The organism is Actinoplanes sp. M2I2, assembly GCF_023544445.1.
Taxonomy (GTDB): domain Bacteria; phylum Actinomycetota; class Actinomycetes; order Mycobacteriales; family Micromonosporaceae; genus Actinoplanes.
On the sequence record NZ_JALPVJ010000016.1, the window covers coordinates 89,853 to 109,669 of the forward strand.

Sequence of the window (19,817 nt, forward strand, 5' to 3'; positions counted from 1 at the left end):
TGGCCGGGTCCGGTCCTGTCGCCGGGTCCGGGCCTGTCGCCGGGTCCGGGCCTGTCGCCGGACGCGGTCCTGTCGCCGGCTCATCGGACCAGCACCAGCAGCAGGACGGCTTCGAGCAGGCCGCAGCCGATCGCCGCCGCGAAACCGGGGCCGATCAGGCGGGCCGGCCCGTGGCCGCGCAGGGCGGCGAGGCGGAACGGGCCGCGTTGCAGGGCGAGCACGACCAGCCACACCAGCAGGCCGGTGGCGGTGCCGGCCAGCCGTACGGGGGACGAGCCGTCGGAGAAGGCGCCCACCACCACCCGCGCGCCGAAGCCGGCCAGCCCGGCGACCGCGATGAGCAGCAGCCGGCTCGTCGGCAGGGCGAGCCGGCGACCGTTGAGAACGCCGAGCGTCGCGGCGGCGAGCGGGCCACCGAAGAAGGCGGGATAGACGATCGACTCGGGGCGCCACGGCGGTCGGCCCGGCGCCCGCTGCTCGCGGATCGTCGGACTGAACAGGTCGTCGTGCATGGTCTCCCCGCTTCCGATCACCGCACGCCGGCCGGGCGCGGCGCGCGGGCCAGCTTATCGGGGCCGGACACCTCCCCCGAGGCGGCGTCACCCCCGGCCGGACCTGGACTCAGCGCGCGGGTCCTCACGCGGACGCGGCGTCGCGAGCAGTGCGAGCGGCGATGCGGGCCACCTCGTCCACCGTGAGCGCGATGATCGGCTCCTCGGGGCCGCCGGCCGCGAGGCCGCGCTCGACGTGCCGCAGGTGGTGATCGGTGGCGACGCGCTGGTCGAGCGCCTCGTTGAGCGCATCGGCGATCCGCTGGGCGAGTTCGGTCATCATGAGCGCCACGGTAGGCCATCACCGGGCCGGCCGATCCGCCATCGCCCGCGCTCTCTTGCCGAGCCGGAGATGCTGGTCGGCCACGACGACGACCTTCGCCTCCGTTGCGGCTCACCGAGTCGGGCTGCGGCGACGACGGCAGGCCAGAGCACGTGATCCCCGTTTCGTGGTGGGTCCTCGCTCAGGCGAGAGCATTCGTGGTGTGTGGCTCAGCCGAGAGCCAGGGTGGCCACGGCGAGGAGGCAGATCCCGATACCCGTCCGTTGTGCGGTGCCGATCCGCTCTCCGAGTACGCCGGCGGCGAGCAGAACGGTGACGGCCGGATAGAGGGAGGCAAGGACGGCGGCGATGGCGAGGCTGGTCGTTCCAGTGGCGAGAATGAAGGCGAGGGTGCCGGAGGCGCCGAGCACGCCGGAGGCGCCGCCCCAGCCGGCCACGCCGGCGCCCATGCCGCGGCGGGGGCGCCATGGCTGTCGGAGGCCGGCGGCGGCGACCATGGTCAGGATCGCGCCGACCAGTTGGTTGGCGGCGAGCGGCAGCATACCGGCGTCCGCGGAGATCTGGGCGAGGGCGACGAACAGGACCCCGAAGCCGACGCCCGCGATGGCTCCGTCGAGGAGCGCTTCGCGGGTACCGGCCGGCCGATCCGACGTGGTGTCCCGGGAGACCAACCAGATCCCTGGAAGCGCGGCGAGCACACCGACCCCCGCCAGCCAGCCGGGACGGTCACCGAGGGCCACACCCACCAGCACGGGCAGGACCGCGGCGCCGACGGCCGAGATCGGCGCCACGAGGCCCATCCGGCCACGGGCGAGCCCGCGGAACAGGAAGATGCTGCCGGTCGCCGAGCCGACTCCGGCCAGGAGCGCCCAGGCGAAGTCGCCCGGGGCGGGGTTGCCCGGCCGCATCAGGCCGGCCAGGAGCATGACGAGCGCGCCGGCGGCCTGCCCGACCAGAACGATCTGCCAGGAGGAGTGCCGGCGCGACCCGACACCGCCGAGGAGGTCCGCGGCGCCGTAGGCGAGAGCCGACGAGAGCGCGAGAAGGATACCGAGTGTCATGGCATTCAGCCTGCTGGTGATGCGGTCCAGTATGAAGGTCCACTCGTGGACCTGTGGAGTGGGCCATTTGGTGTACTGGTGGCATGACGGTGGACTGGGCCCGCGGTGGCCCCGACTTTCTGGTGGCGCTGGACCGCGACGCCGGTCCGCTCGGTTTCCAGCTCCAGGACCAGTTGCGGGCGGCGATCCGCGATCGACGGCTGGGCGCCGGCGAGCGCTTGCCGTCGACCCGGCGACTGGCCGAGCTGCTCGGCGTGTCCCGCGGCACGGTCGTCGAGGCCTACGAGCAGTTGCTGGCCGAGGGCTACGTGGAGTCCGCGGTCGGCTCCGGGACCCGGGTGGCCGCCCTGTCGTCCACTCCGCCGGAGGCCGGGCCGGCCCGGCGAGGGCTCGGCGTCCCCCCGGCCTCGCCCCCGTCGGTCCGCCGGGTCGAGGTCGACTTCGAGTACGGCATTCCCGATCTGGGCTCGGTGCCGTTGACCGACTGGAGTTGGGCGGTGTCGGAGGCGACGCGGACCCTGCCGACCGCCGAGCTGGGTGACGAGGACCCGGCCGGTTCGCGGCACCTGCGAGAGGTTGTCACCGCCTACCACCGTCGCGTCCGGTCGGGCTGCGCGGTCGCCGAGGACGCCGTCGTCGTCTCCGGCTTCCGGCAGGGACTGACGTTCGCCCTCGCGACGCTGGCACAGCACGGCATCGAGCGCATCGCGCTGGAGGATCCCGGTCCCCGGGAGCACGACGTCATCGCCCTCCGCGCCGGCCTGGACCCCGTGCCGGTTCCCGTCGACGACCACGGCCTGGACGTGGGCCGCCTGCGCGCGACCGGGGCCCGGGCGGTGTTGCTGACACCGGCCCACCAGTGCCCCACCGGCGTCGTGCTCGGCCCGTCCCGGCGACGCGACCTGGCGGCCTGGGCGGACGAGGTCGACGGGGTCATCCTCGAGGACGACTACGACGCCGAGTTCCGATACGACCGCCAGCCGGTCGGCTCCATCCAGGGCCTCAACCCGGACCGGGTGATCGCTCTGGGATCGGTCAGCAAGACGCTCGCACCCGCGATCCGGCTGGGCTGGGTGCTCGCGCCCGCTCGGTTCGTGGCCGGGATCGTCGAGGAGAAGCGGCTCAGCAGTCGCGGCGCCCCCGGCCTGGACCAGGAAGCGCTCGCGCTGCTCATGGAGACGGGCCGCTTCGACCGCCACCTGCGGCGCGTGCGGGAGGTCTACCACGCCCGCCGGGACGTGCTGGCCGCCGAAGCCGAACTCGCCTTCGGGCCCGGGCGACTGCACGGGCTGGCGGCCGGCTGCCACGCCCAGCTGCGCCTGCCCGACGAGACCTCCGAACCCGCGGTCGTGGCGACCGCGGCAGCCATGGGCGTCCGAGTCAACGGGCTGGCCCATTACCGGTTCGCGCCGGCGGGCGCGGCCGAGCCGCGCCCGCCCGCTCTCGTCCTCGGCTTCGGCAACATCAGCGAACTCCAGATCCGCCGCGGCATCCGCACCCTCGCCGAAGCCGTCCGGCACACGTGCCCCGGCTGACTCCCGGACGATCAGGCCGACGCGGCGAAGACCCGGTCGAGCTGGCGGTCGATCAGGTCGACGGCACGCTCCGCGGTCATCTGCCCGAGCAGCACCTGGCCCTGCAGGCCCGCCGCCCCGGCGAGCAGGAAGTCGGCCTCGTCGCGCCGGTCCTCCGGCAGCAGCAGGGCGATCAGGCCCTCCAGCTCCGGGGGCGTGTCCCGGATCCGCTCCCGCAACGTGTCGTCTCCCAGGAAGCGGACGAAGTACGCGGCGTGCACCAGCTGGCGGCGCCGGCGGCTCTCGTCCAGCGGCAGGAACTCGAGCAGGACGCTGCGCAGGATCTGGCGCGGCGTGGGGGCGGGACCCAGCGCGGCGACCCGTTCCTGGGCCTCGGCCTCGCCCTCCTTGTTGAGCAGGTCGAGCGCGCCCAGCAGCAGGTCGTCGCGGCTGCCGAAGTAGTACTGGAGCTGCCGCGCGGGCACTCCGGCCTCGGCGGCGACCCGCCGGATCGTCGCGTCCTCGAGCCCGCCGACGGCGGCGATCCGCCACACCGCGGCCGCGATGTGCCGCCGCCGCTCGTCGTGGTCGACCTGCCGGGGCATCCGGCCTCCGTTCTGGTACGCACGTACCACTACGTGTTATGGTACGGACGTACCAGGATAGCGGGGAGGGTTGGGCATGCGGACAGTCATGCTGGTCATCGGAATGATCCTGCTGGTCGTCGGGGCGCAGGGCGCCATCCGCCAGCTCGTCGACCACGACAACGCCGGACTCCTGAGCTGGCTGCCAGGCGGCTTCGGCGTCCAGCTGGCCGGGCACGTGGTGCTGGCCCTGGCCGGCGTGCTCCTGGCCGGCTGGGGCAGCCGCCGCACCACCACCTGAACCGGCAGCGGCCGGCTGGGGCAGCCGCCGCACCACCACCTGAACCGGCAGCGGCCGGCGGCGAAACGGCAGTGGCCGCGCCGACGGTTGTCGGCGCGGCCACTGGGGCGTATCTGGTGGATCACGCGGGAGCGAGGCGCGGTCCAGGGTCGGGTGGGGTCAGGCGGGCTCGGTCTCGCGGCGCTGCTCGTCCGCCGTACGGGCCTCGGCCTCTTCGATGATCCGGCGCTCCTCCGCGGCGTTCTTGCGGTGCTCGCGGAACGAATAGGCCAGGGCGGCCGCCCAGACCACGTAGATGACCGCATAGATCGAGTAGCGGGCACCGTCCGACGCGTCGATCCAGTCGGAGCGGAGCAGCGTCCGGCTGTTGGTCAGGATGATCACGCCACCGACCGCGGCGCCCAGCACGCGCGGCGGGATGTGCCGGACCAGCCAGGCGGCGATGGGCGCGGCGATCACGCCACCGATCAGCAGGGCGGCCACCCAGCCGAAGTCGACGTTCTCGGAGCCCAGCCCGATCAGGAAGCCGAGGCTCGCCGCCACCGCGACGAGGAACTCGCTGGTGTCGATCGAGCCGATCGTCTTGCGGGGCTCGAGCCGGCCGCTGGCCAGGATCGCCGGCGTGCCCACCGGGCCCCAGCCACCGCCACCGGTCGAGTCGACGAAGCCCGCCACCAGACCCAGCGGCGCCAGGAAACGCTTGCGCAGCGGCAGGCCGAGCCGGCCCTTGGGCAGGCCCATCGTGGTGAAGCGGATGAAGACGTACAGGCCGAGCGCCAGCAGGATCAGCGCCATCAGCGGGGCGGCGGTCTCGGTGGAGAGCCCGGAGAGGAACGTGGCCCCGGCGAACGCCCCGACCGCGCCGGGCACGCCGATCTTGAGGACGACCTTCCAGTCGACGTTGCCGAACTTCCAGTGCGCGACGCCGGAGACGAGCGTGGTGCCGATCTCGGCCAGGTGGACCGTGGCCGACGCCGCGGCCGGGTTCGTGCCGATGGCGAGGAGCAGCGTCGTCGACGTCACGCCGTAGGCCATGCCCAGGCTGCCGTCGACGAGTTGCGCTCCCAGGCCGACGAGGGCCAGGAGGATCAGCTTTCTCATGGTCGCTCCAGTCCGGGCGCAGGATGGGGGACGTTGCTCGCTGCGCCTATAGTGCCTACCATTTCGATAGGAGAACAGGCAAGTCCGTCCCACCCGCGCGCCCCCCGGAACGGATGATCCACCATCGGGCGCCTGGCCTATCTCCCCCACCGCGACTGGCCCCCGCGCGACGACGAGCTCCCCCGGGCGTCATATCTGACCACCCCGGGTCACGTCGGCATCTACGAGCTGACCAGGTGACCGGCTCGGCCCGGCTTGGGTACGCGGTCGACGTCCGATCACGTCAGGGCCCGGGTCGGCGCGCCCGCCGGCCGAGCAGCCGCACCACCAGCACGCCCAGGGCGAGCGGGACGAGGCCGAGCACGACGTCCTGCAGCAGAGCGAGATCGTTCACGACGAAGCGGTGCCACTGCGGGCCGACGATCTGCTCGGCAGTCTGGAAGGCCAGGTGGAAGCCGATCGGCACCCAGAGTGTGTCGGTGACCGCGCGGAGCCCGCCCTGCACGACGGCGAACGCGAAGAAGATCACGACTCGCTCGACGCTCCCGGCCGCGCCGACCAGGACACCGAACAGCGCGAACAGCAGCGCCTGGACCAGCACGACAGCCCAGACCGGCAGCACCGTCGCGAGATTGCGGAACAGGTAGCCGCGGAAGATGAGCTCCTCGGGCAGCGCCTCGTAGAGGAACACGAGCCCGATCAGCGCCACCACGGACAGGATCGCGCCGGCCGTCGAGCCGTCGAGCCGGATACTCAGCGCCCCGGCCCAGACGAAGACGACGATGGCCGGCACCGCCGGGATCAGATAACCCGCCGCCCCGGCCGCCAGGAGCCTTCCCACCGTACGAGGTGAGCCGCGCCGCAGCCCGCTCCAGGGCAACCGGTCGAGACGGCGGTACGCCAGCATCACCATCGGCACGACCAGCACGGTCGCCGTCACCGCCGAGGCGAGGTGCCGCCCCCCGGCTGTAGCCGGTCCCGAAGATCGCATCGCCCGCCCGGTCGATGAACAGCCAGATCAGCACGGCGGCGCCGAAGACGATCGCCGGCCGCAGCAGGACATGGGGTCGTTGCACGCGCTTCCCCTTTCCCCGTACGGGCAGTGTGCGGGCCGGGCGCCGCGCCTCGCTGCGGCCGGAAGTCGATGCGGGATCGTCTAAAGTCGGCCCGCCCGCCGCCGATCCGAGCGTCCGTGTTGAAGCTCAGGAACGCCCTGTTGTCCGCCGCCGTGGTCGCCGGCGGCGTCGTCGCGCCGGCCGCCACGCCCGCGTCCGCCGCCACGACCACCACCGTCACCCCGATCCGCGTCGCTCTGCCCGGCATCGACCGCGTCACCGACGTGCTCGGGGTGGGCGCCGACGTGTGGACGGCGGCCGGCGACAAGGTGCTCATCACGTCGCCGACCGGCCAGGTGAGGAAGACCGTGACCGGGCTGCCCGGCGCGACCGGGCTGACGGCGGGACCGGGCGGCGTCTACGTCTCGCTCTCCACCGCGGGCCGGATCGTCAAGCTCTCCCCGGCCGGTGCCGTGCTCGCCTCGTGGACCTCGATGGGCTGCCCCGGCAAGTCGGGGGTCGCCCAGGGTGGGCTCTTCTACGCGTACGGATGTGACGCCGCGGCCGCCGGCGTCGCCCGGCTGGATCTGGGCACCGGCGTCAGCCGCAGCGTGCTGACCGACCGCGGCGCCTCGGCGGTCGTGGCCGCCGGGTCGACCGTCGTGGCCTACGGCTCGTCCTCGGCCACGTCGTACGCGATCGGCCCGGACGGTTCGCTCACCGGGCGCGGCCAGGTGAGCGGCACGATCTACGACGCCGAACTGTCCCCGGACGGCACGAGCCTGGCCGTAACCGACTACGTCAACGGCTACGGCGTGGCCCGCTTCGACACGGCCACGATGACCTTGACCAGCACGGTCGCCACCGGCCCGTACCCGTCGGCCGTGGCCTGGTCGGCCGACGGCCACCGGTTTGCCGGCGTGCTGTCCGCCTCCTCCAGCGATTCGCCGGTGCACGTCTTCTCGACGTCGACGGGCGGCCTGCTGACCCGTACGCCCGCGGCGGGCGGCAACACCTACCGGAGTGCCCACGAAGCGGCTTTCTCACCCGACGGCAAGTACGTCTACTCGATCAGCCAGGAGCCGGCGAGCCCGGCCCACCTGGTCGTCACTCCCACCAGCGGCCAGGTCAAGCAGCCGTTCGCGGTCGGTGTGAAGCGCGCCTCCGCGTACGGGAAAAGCATGACCGTGACCGTGCGAGCGACCAACCGGCCGCTCACCGCGGTGACGGTCAGGGTCATGGCCGGCGGCACCACGCTGGCCAGGACGGTCCGGACCAACGCCTCCGGGGTGGCCACCTGGTCGCTGGGCGCCCGGGGCAGCGGCACCGTCACGGCGACCGCCGCCGCCTCCCTCACCACCCAGCCCGCCTCGGCGTCCGCCGCCTTCACCACGGCCGGCGCGGCGTCGGCGAAGCTCACCGGCTACACCCGGATCAGCAAGGGCGTCGCGCACTACCGCTCGCTCGGCGCCGTCCACGCCACGCTGCAGATCCTGCCCCGGCACGCCGGCCGGGTCACCGTGAGCCTGCAGCACCGCAGCGGCGCCACGTGGGTCACCGACCAGAGCGCCACGTTCGCGACCGACGCCGCCGGCGCCGCTTGGGTCGGCCTGGCCCAGGGCAACCGCAAGATGACCTACCGCTTCGTCGTCGGCGCGGCCGGCGACACCGCGGCCACGGCCTCACCCAAGGTGACCACGGCGTCCTTCGTGGTGGACTGACCCGGCCCGCCGGTCAGGCCGTAAGAGCGGCGCCGGCCGGTTCGCTCCGGCCGGCGTCCAGCCGCCTGATCAGGCGACGCACGATCAGCAACGGGATGATGCCGAGCACGCCGAACGAGATGTCGATGGGCAGCCACCACCACGGCAGCTCGCGGATCGGGCCGGCGATCAGCGCCAGCGGGATGACCGCGACGCAGCAGAGCATCCCCCACTCGACGACCCACACGTTGCGGACCGGGTCGCGCCACGGACCGATGAACGCGACGGCGATCATCACATGGGCAAAGGCCAGCCAGTCGGTTCCGTACGCGATGAAGGGGTACTGCTCGGCCGTGACGGTCAGCCCTTCGCGCACGCGCTCGATGAACGCGACCAGAGCGTCCGGCGCCGGAACGTGACCGAGGATCCCGGCCAGCAGCCGCACCTCGGTGACCAGCGGGAATGCTGTCACACCGCTGAGCACCAGTCCGGCGACGAAGACACCCAGCCAGACGCGGATCGCTTTCATGATCGTCAAGCTAGGCGGCGGGAGCGGTACGCCGCCACCCCGCACACAACACCTTCACAACCCGCTCACGCCGCGGACGAACATCGGGCGGCGTCCGTCAGGCGCGGTAGCCGTCGAACAGCGGGCCCCCGGCTCGGGCCAGCACCTCGGCGGCGAGGGCGGACGGGTCCTCGCGGGCGGCCAGCCAGCGGGCGGCCCAGGCGGGATCGGACTCCCGCAGCTCGCGCAGCAGCCACTTGCCGCCGCTGACCCACCGGCCGGCGAACGCCAGCGCCGCCCGGGCCGTCTCCGTCCACAGGGCAGCGGCGATCACCACGCGCTCGCCCAGGTCGGTGGCGTGCCGGTGATCGTCGAGCAGGTCGGTCAGCAGGTAGCGCGTGCGGCCGCGCTCGGCCGGGCTCAGCGGCGGCGGCCCGTCGGCCAGGACCCGCGCGCACCGGGCCGTCAGCTCGCCCGGGTCACCCAGCACCGGCACCCCGCGGGCGAGCATGCGATGGGTGCTCGGCTTGCGGGCGGCCAGTTCCCTCGCGAGGAAGGCGGCGAGCTTGTCCGGCGTGTGCACGAAGAGCTCGACCGGCCAGCCCCGGAAGTGCAGGCTCTCCCGGTAGCCGGGCTCCTCGTCCCGCAGCACCACGATGTCCAGGTCGGACCCGGCCGTACGGTCGGGCCCGAGCACGCTGCCGGTCAGCAGCGCCCACCGCGCCTCCGGAAAGCGTTCCCGCACCAGGTCACGGGCGTCGGTCAGCGGGTCCATGGGCCGATCCTGCCCCAGGGCTCATCTGGTGGACCACGCGGGTGCGGCGGACCGGCCGGTCTCAGGTCTGGCGCAGCACCGACTGGACGCCGGCGAGCAGCTGCTCCCGGGTGTACGGCTTGGCCACGATCATCGACTCGGGCTCCAGGTTGTTGCCGGCCTCGTCGATCAGGGCCTCGGCGAAGCCCGACACGAAGACCACCCGCAGGTCGGGGCGCCGCTGCTTGGCCACCCGGGCCAGCTGGCGCCCGTTCATGCCGGGCATCACCACGTCGGTGATCATGGCGGCGATCGGGTGGTCGTGGCGGTCGAGCAGGCGCAGGGCCTCGACCGCGTCGGCCGCCGACAGCACCCGGTAGCCCGCGCCGTCCAGGAACCGGGCGGTGACCTCGCGCAGGTCCGGCTCGTCGTCGACCAGCAGCAGCGTCTCGCCCCCACCGGGCTCCGCGGGGGCTGCGGGCTGCGGCGCGGCCGGCGCGGCCTGATCCCGTACGCCGGGAAGCCGGACCGTCGCCGTCGTGCCCTCACCCGGAGTGGAGGACAGCGTCAGCTGGCCGCCGGCCTGACTCACGATGCCGTGGGCCGTCGACAGCCCGAGCCCGGCCGTCCCGGTCGACCGCTTGGTCGTGAAGAACGGCTCGAACGCCCGGTTGAGCACGTCGGCCTCCATGCCGCGCCCGGTGTCGCTGACCGTCACCACGGCGTCGCCGGTGTCCGAGAGCGCCGTCGCGATGCTGATCGTCCCGCCGCCCGGCATCGCGTCGGCGCTGTTGCCGACCAGGTTGATCAGTACCTGGCTGATCTGGCGAGGGTCGGCCCGCACGTCGGCCGAGCCGGGAGCCGGCCGCAGCACGACGGAGGCCGCCCCCGCGGCGTCGCGCAGGGTTCCGAGCAGGTCGCGCAGCAGGGTGTTGAGGTCGAACGTGGCCGGCTGGGTGATCTCCCGCCGGCCGAACGCGAGCAGCTGCTGGGTGAGCGCCTTGGCTCGCTCCCCGCCCTTGATCACCTGGTCGAGGTCGGCCAGCAGCGAGGCCGACAGGTCGGCCGGCAGCACGTCGGCCGACTCGGTGACCGATTCGATGGCGAGCGAGGTGTAACCGAGGATCGCGCCGAGGATGTTGTTGAAGTCGTGGGCGGCGCCGCCGGCCATCCGGCGCAGGCTGTCGAGCCGTTCGGCGTCGCGGCGGCGGGCGTCGTCCTGGCGGCGCTGGGTCTCGTCGCGCAGCCGCTCCTCGGTCTCGACCACGTCGGAGACGTCGTCGACCATGAGCACGCCGCCGGCCAACTCGGCCTCGTCGTCCTGGATGTGCCGCAACTGCAGGCGCAGGCAGCGGACCGTGCCGTCGGGGAACTCGACCCGGTGGGTGAACCGGCGCTCGGTCGCGTTGCCGCGCAGCAGATCCAGGGCGTCCTGGCGGGCCGGGGAGTCCAGGCAGGCCAGCCAGCCCCGGCCGAGCAGGTCCGGGATCGGCTTGCCCATGATCTCGGCCAGCCGGGGGTTGATGTAGTCGGCCTCGCCGTCGGCGTCGAGCAGCGCGATGCCGACCGGGGACGCCACGGCCATCGCCTCGAAGCGCCGCTCGGTGTGGTGCAGGGCCCGCACCTTCTCGATCAGCTTGGCGTTGACCGCCTGCACGTGAGCCTGCGCGAAGTCGTCCGAAGGGACCGCGTTGATCGAGACCGGCCCGCCGGCCAGTGCCGCGTCGACCGCGTCGAGCAGCTCATGCGGGTCCTGCGAGCGCAGCACGACCTGGCTGACCCCGCACGCCTCGGCGATCGGCCGGGTCTCGGGCTCCAGATAGTTGGCGGTGTAGAAGATCACCGGCGCCTGGGCGGCCAGCTGATCGTCGTCGTTGCGCAGGCGGTGCACCAGCTCGAGACCGTCGATGCCGGGCATCAGCACGTCGGACACGACCACGTCGGGGTGATGCTCGTGGGCCAGGCGCAGCGCGTCGGCACCGTCGTTGGCCTCGATCACCTCGTGGCCCCGGTACCCCAGCAGCAACCGGACGATGTCCCGGTTCGCGGCCACATCGTCGACGACCATCACCGTCGCCACGGGCGGCTCCTCATCTGTTCATGTCCGTTATAAGACTAAAGCAGGAAAGATCCCTTGTACGGTTATTCGATGTGACCAGCCGACACGCCGCCGCCGCGGCCATCGCGACCGGCGGCCTGATCTGGGCCTGGCGCGGCCTGCTCCACCGGCACGACCGCCGGCGCCTCGAGCGCTACATCCACCTGGCCGCGATCCTCGAGGAGACGGCCGCGCCCGCCTTCGTCAAGACGCTCGACGGGCGCTACCGCATCGTCAGCCCGGCCTACGAACGCCTGCACGGCATCCGTGACGCGGCCGGGCTGCACGACCACGAGGTGCACTCGCCCGACAAGATCGCCGAGATCCACCGGCACGACACCGACGTGCTCGTCGGCAGCGGCCCGGTCGCGTACGAGGAGGAGCTCGGCGGCCGGTGGTTCGTGACCACCCTGCACGCGCTGCGCGACGGGCGCGGCCGCCCGTACGCGATCTTCGGCTCCGGGGTCGACGTGACCCAGCTGCGCCTGGCCGAGGGCAAGTTCCGCAGCCTGCTCGACGCCTCACCCGAGGCGATGGTCTGCGTCAGCAGCGACGGCCGGATCGTGCACGCCAACAACCGCGCCGTGGAGCTGTTCCGCTACCGCCGCGACGAGATGGTCGGCGCGGCGATCGAGACGCTCGTGCCCGGGGCCAGCCGGAAGGTCCACGTGCAGCACCGCAACCGCTACTTCGCGACGCCGTCGGCCCGGCCGATGGGCGAGGGCATGCTGCTGACCGCCCAGCGCAAGGACGGCACCGAGTTCCCGGTCGACGTCAGCCTCTCCCCCGTCCAGGCCGAGGGCAAGAGGATGGTGCTCGCCGCCATCCAGGACGTCACCACGCGCCGATTCCAGGCGCACACCAACGCGCGCCTGGCCGCGATCGTCGAGTCGTCGAACGACGCCATCGTCAGCAAGGCCCTCGACGGCACCATCCAGACCTGGAACTCCGGGGCCGAGCGGCTCTACGGCTACACGGCCCAGGAGATGATCGGCTACGACGTCACCCGGCTGCTGCCGCCCGACCGGCTCGACGAGGAGAAGGACCTGCTGGCCCGGGTGACCCGCGGCGAGACGATGCCGCAGCACGAGACGCGACGGATGCGCAAGGACGGCCGGCTCATCGAGGTGTCGCTGAGCATGGCGCCCATGCGCGACGACGACGGCCGGATCATCGGGGCCTCGACGGTCGCGCACGACATCACCGCGCGGGTCAAGGCCGAGACCCGGCTGCGGGTCGAGCGCGAACAGCTCGAAATGATCATGTCGGCCGCGGCCGACCCGTTCTTCTCGATGGACTCCGACGGCGTCATCCGGGAGTGGAACCGGCAGGCCGAGCAGGTCTTCGGCTGGCCCCGCGAGCGGATCATCGGCTGCAACGTCGCCGACACGGTCCTGTCCGGGCGCTACCACCGGGCGCTGGAGAGGTTCCTCGACGGCCGGTGGGAGTGGCTGCTCGACCGTCCGACCGAGATGGTCGCGGTGCACCACGACGGCCGGGAGCTGCCGGTCGAGCTGACCATGTGGCGCATCCGGCACGACGGCCTGGCGCAGCTGCACGCCTTCGCCCGCGACATCAGCGCCCGCCGGGAGACCGAGCAGGCGCTGGCCCAGGCCCGCGACCAGGCGATCGAGACGGCCCGGCTCAAGTCGCAGTTCCTGGCGTCGATGAGCCACGAGATCCGCACCCCGATGAACGGGGTCATCGGGCTGACCGGCCTGCTGCTCTCCTCCGACCTCGACGAGCAGCAGCGCCGCTACGCGGAAGGCATCAGCACGGCCGGCTCCGCGCTGCTCTCGGTCATCAACGACGTGCTCGACTTCTCCAAGCTGGAAGCCGGCAAGGTGCTGCTCGAGGACACCAACTTCCAGCTGCGGCGCCTGGTCGACGACGTGGTCGCGCTGGTGGCGCCGCCCGGCACGGCCCGGTCGGTGTCGATCTCCGGCTTCTGCGACGAGCGCCTGCCCGCGACCGTGAGCGGCGACGCGGCCAAGCTGCGCCAGGTGCTGCTCAACCTGGCCGGCAACGCGATCAAGTTCACCCCGTACGGCGAGATCGCCATCACGGTCACCCCGGACCAGGGAGAGCAGGCCGGCCCCGGCGCCGTCCCCGTCCGTTTCGAGGTGCACGACACCGGCATCGGCATCGACCACCACCAGCAGGAAAAGCTGTTCGAGCCGTTCACGCAGGCCGACGCGGGCACCACCAGGCGCTTCGGCGGCACCGGGCTCGGCCTGGCCATCTCGCGCGACCTCGTCGAGCTGATGGGCGGTCACATCGGCGTCCACAGCGAGCCGGGCCAGGGCAGCACGTTCTGGTTCACGGTCACCTTGCGAGCGGCCCGCGACGGTCTCGACATCGCTTCGAGCCATGCCCTGGACGGTCTGCGCGTCGTCATCGTCGACGAGGACGAGACCGACCGGGCCGTGCTGGCCGACCAGTTGACGGCCTGGTCGATGCAGGCCACCGGCGTCGGCACCAGCGAGGCGGCGTACGAGATCCTGCGCGACGCGGCGGCGACCGGGCGCCCGATCGACCTGGTGATCCAGGACATCCACACCGCCGGGGTCAGCACACCGGCGCCCGAGGGCACGCCCGTGCCCAAGACGATCCTGCTCACCGACCAGCCGGAGGCCCTGCCCACCGAGCCTGACCCGGTGGCGGTGTCGGCCGCCTTCGCCAAGCCGCTGCGGCAGTCCCAGCTCTACGACGCGCTGGTCGGCGTCCTGGTGCCGGCCGACGAGCCGCCGCCCGGTCCGGCCCCGGTCGTCCCCGGGCGGGGCCACGTGCTGCTGGTCGAGGACAACGAGATCAACCGCACGGTGGCCCTGGGCATCCTGGCCACCCTGGGCTACAGCGCCGACGTCGCGGTGAACGGCCGCGAAGCGGTGGCGATGGCCGCCGCCCACGACTACCAGCTCATCTTCATGGACTGCCTGATGCCCGAGATGGACGGCTACGCCGCCACGGCCGAGATCCGCCGCCAGGAGGGCCACGACCGGCACGTCCCGATCATCGCCCTCACGGCGAGCGCCCTGGCCGAGGACCGGGCCCGCTGCCTCGAGGCCGGAATGGACGAGCACCTGGCCAAGCCGCTGGTCCCGGCCGACGTGGCCGCCGCGCTGGCCCGCTGGGTCACGCCCCCGGCCCCGGCCGGCAACGGGATCGTCGCCCAGATCGAGGCCCGGCTGGACCAGTTGCGCGGACCCGACCCGGCCGCCAGCGCCCCCGTGATCGAGCGCCTGCTCCGCACCATGGTCGCCCGCATCCCCGAGCACCTGGAGAAGATCAGTCAGGCACTGGCCCTCGACGACGCCACGACGTTGCGCAACGAGGCCCACCAGCTGAAGGGCATCATGGCCAACATCGGCGCCGCAGCCGCCGCCGACGCCTGCGGCCTGCTGGAGGACCACGCCCGCCGGAACGACCTCGAAGCAGCCGTGGAAGCGCTGGCCGCCCTGCGCCCCGAGACGAACGCCGTCCGCGCGGCCGCGGACGTCATCCTGACGGCCGGCCCGATCGCGGTCAGCACGCCGTGACCGAAGGCCGCCCGGTGGCGGTCAGCTCGCTGTGGCGGCAGTGATCGTGGCGAGGACGGCTGCGACGGTCACGGCGGCGAGCCAGACCCGGTGACGCCCCGGAGCGGCGTGCCGGCCCCGGTGGCCGTGCAGGTCGGACGGTCGGACGAGGCGCTCGAGGTCGATGCTGGAAGTCATGACCATCAACCTAGGAACCGGCCCCGGTCGCCCGCGTGAGCTGCCGTACTCAATCACGCCTGAGCATGCCGGAGCGTCACACCGACCCGGCGAGGGCAGCCATCCGGTCGAGCGAGCGCCGCACGACCGCGCGCGATGCGGCCCACGGTTTCGGTGCGACGCCTCGATCTGGAGCCGGCGACACCGGGCGAGGTGTCGGGCTGGTGTCCTTCTATCCGTTGTCGCACGCCAACCGCGGACGCGAAGACCTCTACGCCCAGATCATCGCCGACGAGGGACACCGCTACGACTTCGTCCCCGTCCGAGACGACCAGGCGGTGCTCGTCCACGACGGCGACAGGGAGATCAAGCCAAGCTGACGTCGTTGCGCCCGACTCGTGCGTGGTGAGATCGCGACAGCACAGCGGCACGGACGTGATGGGGACGCCCGTGCCGCTGTCTCGTCAGCGCAGGCCGAAGGCTCGCGTGATGCGCTGCTCGACCGTGTTGCCCCGGGTGTCGCGGGCGCTGGTGCGCAGCGTGACGAACTGTGCGGCACGCGGAGCGGTGATCCGGGCGCTCCAGGCGTTCGCTCGCGGGCGCACGGCAGCCCGGTGCCAGGTGGCCCCGTCGTCGTACGAGACGTCGAGCGTGAGCGTCCGGACGACTCCAGGATCGGTCGCCGTGGCCAGGGTGGACGGGGCGACCGTCAGGTCGAAGGTTCGTCTCGCCCGGCCGTCCCGGTCGGTGTCCACGTCGTAGTCCAGCTGGATCAGCGTCGGGGAGTCGGCCGTACCGGGCTTCACGTCACCGGAGGTGAACGACCACTCGGTGCGGGTGCTGGTCGAGTAGGGGCCGGCCCACGCGTCCCGGTCGTTCTCCGACACCAGCCGGTACGGGAGCACCTGGGCCGGCAGCGGGCCGGCGGTCAGCAGCGCGTTGTTCCGGTCGGTCGAACCCACCACGTTGTCACCCTGGTGGAGGGTCAGCCGGTTGTCGACGTTCGGGTTGTCGTCGGTGCTTCCCTCGTGGGCGGCACCCGAGTCGCCCCAGCCCGGGATGTCGGCGAAGAACCAGCCACCCTCCTGGCGGACGATGTCGAGGCTGTCAGGGTCGTCCACCAGGCGGGGCCGCTGCACCGGGCCGAACCACCGCTGCGATTGCACCGAACCGGCCCGGTACGCGACCGGCGCGGTGTGCTGAGCCTGCTCCCCCCGGATCATCACGTTCGAGATCCACTTCTTCCCGGCCGTCACCCAGTCCGTGCGTCGGCCGTGGGCCGGAGCCTCGACGTAGTCCAGGAACGTCGTCAACCCGAGCGTGTCGATCGAGTAACGCTGATCGAGCGCGCGCCCCGGGCGCCAGTTGTCGAACGACATGTCGACCCGGGCCAGGCTGCCCGGCGTGGCCCGGTAGGAGAGGTCCCGCGGCACCTGGCCGACGTAGTCGGTGACCAGGTCGTAGGCGTACTCGGTGACGGGGTGGGAGGTGGCGTCGAGCCGGACGGCGCGCTCGCGCTGGAGGCGGGCGATCAGTTTCTCGCCCTCGTCGTGGGTGAGGGTCGCGACGGTGACCGGTGGCGGGTCCGACGGCATCCAGGGCGTTCCGGGCCAAGGCTCGAGCCGCCCGGCACCGTCGTTGACAACCAGAAGCAGCCGGGCGCCCGCGGCCGCCGCCGCGGCCGCCTGGTCCTGGATCGAGGCCGGACCGCCGGCCCGGACGACCAGAGCCTTGCCGCGTACGTTACCGCCCAGCACCGCGTCGAGGCCGCGCACGGTGGCCGGCAGCGGCGTCGCACCCTGCTGCACCCGCAGGTCGTCATAGCCGGCGACAGTCAAGGTGGGCTGGGCGAGGCGCCAGCGGGCCGACGCGGTCAACGTACCGTCCGGGACCTTGCCCGTCGGTAGCACCCAGACGCTGTCGTACTGCGCTCCCGGGTACCACGCGTCCAGCCAGGGGTTGCCGGCGATGTCCCGGATGAGCGTGAACCGGGACGTGATCACCGTGGACGGCCGCGGGGTGCTCGCGGTCAGGCGCCGGGCCTTGGCCGCGTCGAAGACCACGGTGCGGTCGCCGTTCAGCTGGATGCCGGTCACCGGGAGGATGGCCAGGCCCTGTGAACGCGACCCGTGGGTCCCCTCGACATCGGCGGTCAGATAGGCGGTGTACGTGCCCTCGGGCAGCCGCACGTCGAGCGCACCCGTCTCGTCGATCGCCTGGATGAGCGTCCGGTCACGGCTCAGCACGACGACCGTACCGGCGAGCGGTTTGCCGCTCCGGTCCCGGGCCCGCAGCGCGAGCTGATGGCGTGCGCCTTCCCGTCCCCCACCGACGGAGGTACGCAATCCGCCGGTCGCGGTCACAGAACCGGAGAAGGTCTGGTCGCCCGGCACCGTGTCGAACGAGGCCGTCGCGGTCACCGTGGCGGTGCTGTGGGCCGGGACGGTGACCTGCTTGGCCGACAGCGTGACGTGGTCGAGGGAGGAGGCCAGATCGAGCGTGACCGCGGTCGCGCCGATGTTGGTGTAGGTGATCTCCCGGCCGACCGGCTCCGGAATGGTGGGAGAGGACGGATAGCCGAAGTCGACCGAGCCGGTTGCGAAGACCGTGGCGCTCGTCGTCGCCGCGACGTCGAGCCGACCGGTCCCACCCTGGTAGGCGTCCGTGTCCGGAGTGGCCTTGGTCGTGCTGACCAGGGCGTCCTTGAGCTGCCGGCCCCGGAGTCCGGGGTGCGCGGCGGCGACCAGCGCCGCGGCGCCGGCGACGTGCGGCGTCGCCATCGACGTGCCGTTCAGCGACTGGTAGGGCCCCTCGCCGGTCGCGCTGAGGCGGGACCGGGCGGCCAGGATGCCCACTCCGGGCGCGGTCAGATCGGGCTTGACCGCCCGGTCGCCGACTCGCGGCCCCTGGCTGGAGAAGGAGGCGAGCACGTCCTGGCTGTCCACGGCGCCGACGGTGAGGGCCGCGTCGGCCGCGCCCGGCGTGCCCACGGTGTACTTGCTGGGGCCCGCATTGCCGCCCGCGACGACGAACAGCGCGCCGGTCTCCGCGCTGAGCTGGTTCACGGCCACACTCATCGGATCCGTGCCGTCAGTGCTGTCCCCGCCGAGGCTCATGTTGACGATGCGGGCCTGCTGGTCGCGGACCGCCCACTCCATACCGCTGATGATCCACGATGCCTGGCCGCCGCCCTGGTTGTCGAGCACCTTGCCGACGTGCAGGCGTGCACCCGGCGCGACGCCGCGCTCCTGGCCATCCGACGCGGCGCCGCTGCCGGCGATCGTGGACGCCACGTGAGTGCCGTGACCCAGGCCGTCCTCGACCGACTCGCCGGGCACGAAGGACGCGGTCGCGGTCACCGAGGCGGTCAGGTCCGGGTGGGAGGTGTCGATCCCGGTGTCCAGAACGGCCACGTCGACACCGGTGCCGGTGTTGCCCTTCTGCCAGACCTCCGGGGCGCCGATCTGCGCGGTGCTGTCGGCCAGGGCGGCCTTGACCTTGCCGTCCAGCCAGATCTTCTTGACCCCCTGGGCCGACCGGGCGCCGATCGCGGAGGCCAGGAACCGGCCGGAACGGTCCGCGGTCAAGGCGGCGCCACCGATGCTCTCCAGCGGGCGGAGGCCGGTGGCACCGGCCGGTGCGGTACGAGCGGTGGCTGCCGGGCCGTTGTAGGTGACGATCAGCGGGATGCCCGAGCTGTGCGCGTCGTCGTAGCCGTCGGCGACCAGGTCGGTGACGTTGAACAAGTCGTCGTCGAGCAGACCGGAAGCCAGGTACCGGAAAGCGTCGTGCGGGTAGACGTACGTGTCGCCGTCCTTGACCTTCGACAGGTATCCGGCGAGCTCACCCTTGGGGTTGCGCACCTGAACACCGCCGTCGGGGGCGACGGTCACCTTGTCGCCGGTGATCAGGGTGACCGTGTTCGCCGGCGTGCTGCCGGGTGGCGGCGGAGGGGCGGCCGCCTGGGCGGCCGGGGAAACGAACGCGACCGAGCTGACGGTCAGCGCGACCAGCCCGAATCCACGGAGGCGGGACAGTGACAGTGACAACGAGACCTCGCGGGTGATCATGGGATCGAACCCGCTCACTATGAGGATCTTCTATTACGCGGAGATCACGTCGCCGAACGCACGAGCGGGCCGCCGAACCGACGACCAGCGGCCCCATCCAGGGGATTCACGGTCAATTGCGCAGCACGAGCCCGAGATTGCTCAATCGCCACCGCCCCCTGTCGATCGGCCCGGCACCTGACCGGATGAGCCGACCCAGCCGGACCATCCTGTCGACTCGGCACCGCTGGTCTACTACCGCGTGGGCGCCGGTCCGCCGATCAGTTGCCGGGCGTGGCGGGATCGCGTTCTGCCCGGCGTAGCCGGCGCAGACGTACAGCGGAAACCAGGGAGAAGCCGCCCAGCAAGGTGGACAGGACCGCAACAATGACCTGCGCCGTCATGCCCAAGAACCCGGAGTCGCCCACGGCCACGTTGCCCCAGCGCAGCACCGCCAGGAAGGTCCAGACACCACCGAACACGAATCCCCAAGTGGGTGTGTTGCCCATCTGCCACCAGGGACGCTTCGCATCTGCCACGCCGGTGAGTGTCTCAGGGTGCCG

At 72.5% G+C, this 19,817-nt stretch carries 17 protein-coding genes; 5 read left to right on the forward strand and 12 right to left on the reverse strand.

Features of this window, described 5'->3' with window-relative positions:
- Positions 1 to 80: 80 nt before the first annotated feature.
- The 3 genes from HJC40_RS30295 to HJC40_RS30305 form a co-directional block, all read right to left on the reverse strand.
- Positions 81 to 512 (reverse strand): hypothetical protein, encoded by a 432-nt coding sequence (locus HJC40_RS30295; protein ID WP_250006251.1) that lies wholly within the window; start codon positions 510 to 512, stop codon positions 81 to 83.
- A gap of 124 nt (positions 513 to 636) precedes the next feature.
- Positions 637 to 834, reverse strand: a complete 198-nt coding sequence (locus tag HJC40_RS30300) for a hypothetical protein (protein ID WP_250006253.1) — start codon at positions 832 to 834, stop codon at positions 637 to 639.
- 209 nt (positions 835 to 1,043) lie between these two features.
- The gene (locus HJC40_RS30305) at positions 1,044 to 1,895 is read right to left on the reverse strand and encodes an EamA family transporter (RefSeq protein ID WP_250006254.1); all 852 of its coding nucleotides are present in this window, start codon (positions 1,893 to 1,895) and stop codon (positions 1,044 to 1,046) included.
- Between the two features lie 83 nt (positions 1,896 to 1,978).
- On the opposite strand from HJC40_RS30305, the gene HJC40_RS30315 reads away from it, so the two are divergent.
- Positions 1,979 to 3,430: a PLP-dependent aminotransferase family protein gene (locus HJC40_RS30315; RefSeq protein ID WP_284043941.1), complete on the forward strand. Its 1,452-nt coding sequence runs from the start codon at positions 1,979 to 1,981 to the stop codon at positions 3,428 to 3,430.
- An 11-nt stretch (positions 3,431 to 3,441) separates the two neighbouring features.
- Here the strand turns inward: HJC40_RS30315 and HJC40_RS30320 are convergent, their stop codons facing one another.
- Entirely contained in the window at positions 3,442 to 4,014 is a 573-nt protein-coding gene (locus HJC40_RS30320) for a TetR/AcrR family transcriptional regulator (protein WP_250006255.1), read from the reverse strand.
- Positions 4,015 to 4,090: 76 nt separating this feature from the next.
- Between HJC40_RS30320 and HJC40_RS30325 the strand changes: the two genes are divergently transcribed.
- A complete protein-coding gene (locus HJC40_RS30325) occupies positions 4,091 to 4,294 on the forward strand; it encodes a hypothetical protein (RefSeq protein WP_250006257.1) in 204 nt (67 codons plus the stop codon).
- Positions 4,295 to 4,453: 159 nt separating this feature from the next.
- Here HJC40_RS30325 and HJC40_RS30330 read toward each other — a convergent pair whose 3' ends face one another.
- Together HJC40_RS30330 and HJC40_RS30335 are read right to left on the reverse strand one after the other, a co-directional pair.
- The gene (locus HJC40_RS30330) at positions 4,454 to 5,395 is read right to left on the reverse strand and encodes a sulfite exporter TauE/SafE family protein (protein WP_250006259.1); all 942 of its coding nucleotides are present in this window, start codon (positions 5,393 to 5,395) and stop codon (positions 4,454 to 4,456) included.
- Positions 5,396 to 5,678: 283 nt separating this feature from the next.
- Positions 5,679 to 6,386: a CPBP family intramembrane glutamic endopeptidase gene (locus HJC40_RS30335; RefSeq protein ID WP_250006261.1), complete on the reverse strand. Its 708-nt coding sequence runs from the start codon at positions 6,384 to 6,386 to the stop codon at positions 5,679 to 5,681.
- A 201-nt stretch (positions 6,387 to 6,587) separates the two neighbouring features.
- Between HJC40_RS30335 and HJC40_RS30340 the strand changes: the two genes are divergently transcribed.
- The gene (locus HJC40_RS30340; RefSeq protein ID WP_250006263.1) at positions 6,588 to 8,171 is read left to right on the forward strand and encodes a YncE family protein; all 1,584 of its coding nucleotides are present in this window, start codon (positions 6,588 to 6,590) and stop codon (positions 8,169 to 8,171) included.
- 13 nt (positions 8,172 to 8,184) lie between these two features.
- Here HJC40_RS30340 and HJC40_RS30345 read toward each other — a convergent pair whose 3' ends face one another.
- The 3 genes from HJC40_RS30345 to HJC40_RS30355 all read right to left on the reverse strand — a co-directional run bounded on the left by HJC40_RS30345 (position 8,185) and on the right by HJC40_RS30355 (position 11,492).
- Positions 8,185 to 8,679 (reverse strand): hypothetical protein, encoded by a 495-nt coding sequence (locus HJC40_RS30345; protein ID WP_250006265.1) that lies wholly within the window; start codon positions 8,677 to 8,679, stop codon positions 8,185 to 8,187.
- A 97-nt stretch (positions 8,680 to 8,776) separates the two neighbouring features.
- Positions 8,777 to 9,433 carry a nucleotidyltransferase domain-containing protein gene (locus HJC40_RS30350; protein WP_250006267.1) on the reverse strand — a complete coding sequence of 219 codons (657 nt, stop codon included), beginning with the start codon at positions 9,431 to 9,433 and terminating at the stop codon, positions 8,777 to 8,779.
- Positions 9,434 to 9,494: 61 nt separating this feature from the next.
- Positions 9,495 to 11,492 carry a response regulator gene (locus HJC40_RS30355; RefSeq protein ID WP_250006269.1) on the reverse strand — a complete coding sequence of 666 codons (1,998 nt, stop codon included), beginning with the start codon at positions 11,490 to 11,492 and terminating at the stop codon, positions 9,495 to 9,497.
- 71 nt (positions 11,493 to 11,563) lie between these two features.
- Here HJC40_RS30355 and HJC40_RS30360 point away from each other — a divergent pair, with 71 nt between their 5' ends.
- Positions 11,564 to 15,049, forward strand: a complete 3,486-nt coding sequence (locus HJC40_RS30360) for a PAS domain S-box protein (protein ID WP_250006271.1) — start codon at positions 11,564 to 11,566, stop codon at positions 15,047 to 15,049.
- Between the two features lie 21 nt (positions 15,050 to 15,070).
- Here HJC40_RS30360 and HJC40_RS30365 read toward each other — a convergent pair whose 3' ends face one another.
- Entirely contained in the window at positions 15,071 to 15,226 is a 156-nt protein-coding gene (locus HJC40_RS30365; protein ID WP_250006273.1) for a hypothetical protein, read from the reverse strand.
- A 203-nt stretch (positions 15,227 to 15,429) separates the two neighbouring features.
- Between HJC40_RS30365 and HJC40_RS30370 the strand changes: the two genes are divergently transcribed.
- The gene (locus tag HJC40_RS30370; protein WP_250006275.1) at positions 15,430 to 15,585 is read left to right on the forward strand and encodes a hypothetical protein; all 156 of its coding nucleotides are present in this window, start codon (positions 15,430 to 15,432) and stop codon (positions 15,583 to 15,585) included.
- A gap of 84 nt (positions 15,586 to 15,669) precedes the next feature.
- Here the strand turns inward: HJC40_RS30370 and HJC40_RS30375 are convergent, their stop codons facing one another.
- Together HJC40_RS30375 and HJC40_RS30380 are read right to left on the reverse strand one after the other, a co-directional pair.
- Positions 15,670 to 19,293, reverse strand: coding sequence for a S8 family serine peptidase (locus tag HJC40_RS30375; protein WP_250006277.1), 3,624 nt, complete (start codon positions 19,291 to 19,293; stop codon positions 15,670 to 15,672).
- Positions 19,294 to 19,535: 242 nt separating this feature from the next.
- Positions 19,536 to 19,793, reverse strand: coding sequence for a hypothetical protein (locus HJC40_RS30380; protein ID WP_250006279.1), 258 nt, complete (start codon positions 19,791 to 19,793; stop codon positions 19,536 to 19,538).
- Positions 19,794 to 19,817 lie beyond the last annotated feature (24 nt).

Excerpts from the sequence above, each read along its gene's own strand:
- HJC40_RS30295 (WP_250006251.1), bottom strand. The coding sequence starts at position 512 with ATGCACGACGACCTGTTCAGTCCGACGATCCGCGAGCAGCGGGCGCCG.
- HJC40_RS30300 (WP_250006253.1), bottom strand. The coding sequence starts at position 834 with ATGATGACCGAACTCGCCCAGCGGATCGCCGATGCGCTCAACGAGGCG.
- HJC40_RS30305 (WP_250006254.1), bottom strand. The coding sequence starts at position 1,895 with ATGACACTCGGTATCCTTCTCGCGCTCTCGTCGGCTCTCGCCTACGGC.
- HJC40_RS30315 (WP_284043941.1), top strand. The coding sequence starts at position 1,979 with ATGACGGTGGACTGGGCCCGCGGTGGCCCCGACTTTCTGGTGGCGCTG.
- HJC40_RS30320 (WP_250006255.1), bottom strand. The coding sequence starts at position 4,014 with ATGCCCCGGCAGGTCGACCACGACGAGCGGCGGCGGCACATCGCGGCC.
- HJC40_RS30325 (WP_250006257.1), top strand. The coding sequence starts at position 4,091 with ATGCGGACAGTCATGCTGGTCATCGGAATGATCCTGCTGGTCGTCGGG.
- HJC40_RS30330 (WP_250006259.1), bottom strand. The coding sequence starts at position 5,395 with ATGAGAAAGCTGATCCTCCTGGCCCTCGTCGGCCTGGGAGCGCAACTC.
- HJC40_RS30335 (WP_250006261.1), bottom strand. The coding sequence starts at position 6,386 with ATGCGATCTTCGGGACCGGCTACAGCCGGGGGGCGGCACCTCGCCTCG.
- HJC40_RS30345 (WP_250006265.1), bottom strand. The coding sequence starts at position 8,679 with ATGAAAGCGATCCGCGTCTGGCTGGGTGTCTTCGTCGCCGGACTGGTG.
- HJC40_RS30350 (WP_250006267.1), bottom strand. The coding sequence starts at position 9,433 with ATGGACCCGCTGACCGACGCCCGTGACCTGGTGCGGGAACGCTTTCCG.
- HJC40_RS30365 (WP_250006273.1), bottom strand. The coding sequence starts at position 15,226 with ATGACTTCCAGCATCGACCTCGAGCGCCTCGTCCGACCGTCCGACCTG.